The sequence below is a fragment of the Vreelandella sp. L-15 genome, assembly GCF_056857635.1.
Genome location: NZ_JBSXNN010000063.1, coordinates 1 through 3879, shown reverse-complemented (window position 1 = coordinate 3879; position 3879 = coordinate 1). Strand labels below are relative to the sequence as shown.

Annotated in this window: 2 tRNA genes and 3 rRNA genes; all 5 read right to left on the bottom strand. The window is 53.3% G+C overall.

The features are described from left to right. Positions 1 to 8: 8 nt before the first annotated feature. Positions 9 to 124: ribosomal RNA gene (gene rrf / locus AC13CY_RS09375) — 5S ribosomal RNA — on the bottom strand. A 152-nt stretch (positions 125 to 276) separates the two neighbouring features. Next, a 23S ribosomal RNA gene (locus AC13CY_RS09370) occupies positions 277 to 3169 on the bottom strand. Positions 3170 to 3398: 229 nt separating this feature from the next. Next, positions 3399 to 3474 (bottom strand) — tRNA-Ala (locus AC13CY_RS09365). Between the two features lie 112 nt (positions 3475 to 3586). Further along, positions 3587 to 3663, bottom strand: a tRNA-Ile gene (locus AC13CY_RS09360). 87 nt (positions 3664 to 3750) lie between these two features. Next, positions 3751 to 3879, bottom strand: a 16S ribosomal RNA gene (locus AC13CY_RS09355); the annotation flags it as partial.

The window sequence follows — 3879 nt, the reverse complement described above, 5'->3', positions numbered from 1 at the left end:
GTATAAGTGCCTGACGATGACCTACTCTCGCATGGGGAGACCCCACACTACCATCGGCGCTAAGCGGTTTCACTGCTGAGTTCGGCATGGGATCAGGTGGTTCACGCTCGCTATGGTCGTCAGGCGTAACGGGTAATGCATATCATGCTGGGCGTCATTGACGTGTTGTGTGATCGTCTCTTGTCAGCAAGCGCCTTGGCTTACTGCTGCGTATCCGGTGTTCTGAGTGCGTTCACACTCTTCGTTATCACTGCGACCAGACCCCTTGGGTGTTATAGGGTCAAGCCTCACGGGCCATTAGTACACGTTAGCTCAACGCCTTGCAGCGCTTCCACACCGTGCCTATCAACCAGCTGGTCTCGCTGGGCCCTTTAGGAGACTCGAGGTCTCAGGGATGTCTCATCTTGAAGGGGGCTTCCCGCTTAGATGCTTTCAGCGGTTATCCCGTCCGACCATAGCTACCCGGCAATGCCACTGGCGTGACAACCGGAACACCAGAGGGTCGTCCACTCCGGTCCTCTCGTACTAGGAGCAGCTCTTCTCAAACATCCAACGCCCACGGCAGATAGGGACCGAACTGTCTCACGACGTTCTAAACCCAGCTCGCGTACCACTTTAAATGGCGAACAGCCATACCCTTGGGACCGACTTCAGCCCCAGGATGTGATGAGCCGACATCGAGGTGCCAAACACCGCCGTCGATGTGAACTCTTGGGCGGTATCAGCCTGTTATCCCCGGAGTACCTTTTATCCGTTGAGCGATGGCCCTTCCATACAGAACCACCGGATCACTAGAACCTGCTTTCGCACCTGCTCGACGTGTCTGTCTCGCAGTCAAGCACCCTTATGCTCTTGCACTCATTGCACGATGTCCGACCGTGCTGAGGGTACCTTCGTGCTCCTCCGTTACTCTTTGGGAGGAGACCGCCCCAGTCAAACTACCCACCACACACTGTCCTCGATCCGGATCACGGACCTGAGTGAGAACGCCAATGATGCCAGGCTGGTATTTCAAGGTTGGCTCCACCCGAACTGGCGTCCGGGTTTCTAAGCCTCCCAGCTATCCTACACAGGCAACATCAGCGTCCAGTGTGAAGCTATAGTAAAGGTTCACGGGGTCTTTCCGTCTAGCCGCGGGTACACCGCATCTTCACGGCGATTTCAATTTCACTGAGTCTCGGGTGGAGACAGCGTGGCCATCATTACGCCATTCGTGCAGGTCGGAACTTACCCGACAAGGAATTTCGCTACCTTAGGACCGTTATAGTTACGGCCGCCGTTTACCGGGGCTTCGATCAAGAGCTTCGGACGAATCCTAACACCATCACTTAACCTTCCGGCACCGGGCAGGCGTCACACCCTATACGTCCGCTTGCGCGTTAGCAGAGTGCTGTGTTTTTACTAAACAGTTGCAGCCACCTGGTATCTTCGACCGGTTCGGGCTTGGAGAGCAAGTCTCGTCACCCTACGCCGGCGTGCCTTCTCCCGAAGTTACGGCACCATTTTGCCTAGTTCCTTCACCCGAGTTCTCTCAAGCGCCTTGGGATTCTCACCCTGACCACCTGTGTCGGTTTGGGGTACGGTCGCACATGATCTGAAGCTTAGAGGCTTTTCCTGGAAGCGTGGCATCAATGACTTCGACACCGTAGTGTCTTCGTTTCGTGTCTCGGCCTTGAAGGGTCCCGGATTTACCTAAGACCCAAGCCTACTCACTTTCACCAGGACAACCAACGCCTGGCTCACCTAGCCTTCTCCGTCCCCCCATCGCAATCATGTCCGGTACGGGAATATTGACCCGTTTCCCATCGACTACGCCTTTCGGCCTCGCCTTAGGGGCCGACTCACTCTGCTCCGATTAGCGTCGAACAGAAACCCTTGGTCTTCCGGCGAGGGAGTTTTTCACTCCCTTTATCGTTACTCATGTCAGCATTCGCACTCGTGATACCTCCAGCATGCTTCTCAACACACCTTCATCGGCTTACACGACGCTCCTCTACCGCTCACACAGAGTGTGAACCCGTAGCTTCGGTACCTGGTTTAGCCCCGTTACATCTTCCGCGCAGGCCGACTCGACTAGTGAGCTATTACGCTTTCTTTAAAGGATGGCTGCTTCTAAGCCAACCTCCTAGCTGTCTGAGCCTTCCCACATCGTTTCCCACTTAACCAGGATTTGGGGACCTTAGCTGACGGTCTGGGTTGTTTCCCTTTTCACGACGGACGTTAGCACCCGCCGTGTGTCTCCCACGCTGGCACTCACCGGTATTCGGAGTTTGCCTCGGGTTGGTAAGTCGGGATGACCCCCTAGCCGAAACAGTGCTCTACCCCCGGCGGTGATACGTGAGGCGCTACCTAAATAGCTTTCGAGGAGAACCAGCTATCTCCGAGCTTGATTAGCCTTTCACTCCGATCCACAAGTCATCCAAATCTTTTTCAACAGATCCTGGTTCGGGCCTCCAGTTGATGTTACTCAACCTTCACCCTGCTCATGGATAGATCGCTCGGTTTCGGGTCTATATCCAGCGACTGTGTCGCCCAGTTAAGACTCGGTTTCCCTACGGCTCCCCTATACGGTTAACCTCGCCACTGAATATAAGTCGCTGACCCATTATACAAAAGGTACGCAGTCACCCAACAAGTGGGCTCCTACTGCTTGTACGCACACGGTTTCAGGATCTATTTCACTCCCCTCTCCGGGGTTCTTTTCGCCTTTCCCTCACGGTACTGGTTCACTATCGGTCAGTCAGGAGTATTTAGCCTTGGAGGATGGTCCCCCCGTCTTCAGTCAAGGTTTCTCGTGCCCCGACCTACTCGATTTCACGTGATCAGATTTTCGACTACGGGGCTATCACCCGCTATGGCCAGACTTCCCAGTCTGTTCGTCTAATCCGTCACACGCTTAAGGGCTGGTCCCCGTTCGCTCGCCGCTACTAGGGGAATCTCGGTTGATTTCTTTTCCTCAGGGTACTTAGATGTTTCAGTTCCCCTGGTTCGCCTCTTACGCCTATATATTCAGCGTAAGATACTCATCTGTTGATGAGTGGGTTTCCCCATTCAGAGATGTCCGGGTCACAGGTTGTTTGCCACCTCACCGAACCTTATCGCAGGCTACCACGTCTTTCATCGCCTCTGACTGCCTAGGCATCCACCGTGTGCGCTTCATTGCTTGACCCTATAACCCGAAGGGGTCTGGTATCTCGCAATGATAACGATTGCCGGATACGCTTGAGACGTATCACTTAACAATTACGTATGAACGTTTAAAACGTTCATGTCAGCATGATATACATTGTTAAAGAGCAGCTGTTCAATGAACAGTGATAAGAAGACGTATTACGTCGTGCTTATCAATGGTCACGAAACAATCACAAACGGGGTTTATCTAAAAAACAAGAAGATAATGGTGGAGCCAAGCGGGATCGAACCGCTGACCTCCTGCGTGCAAGGCAGGCGCTCTCCCAGCTGAGCTATGGCCCCATTGTTTTCTTGCAAAACCAACCTCTTGTATAAATTTCCGTAAGACGAGAAAAGTACCTCAACGCATAATCACGTTATACGAGAAGTGTTTTAACACCGCATCACAGGAATTTGGTGGGTCTGGGCAGACTTGAACTGCCGACCTCACCCTTATCAGGGGTGCGCTCTAACCAACTGAGCTACAGACCCAAGAGGGGATCATGCATCAACCGTTTGCTCTACTATCTGATCAGGTAATTCATTGTGAGCGCTTACCGCGAGGGATGATGCATCGTTTAAGGAGGTGATCCAGCCGCAGGTTCCCCTACGGCTACCTTGTTACGACTTCACCCCAGTCATGAACCACACCGTGGTGATCGCCCTCTTGCGTTAGGCTAACCACTTCTGGTGCAGTCCACTCCCATG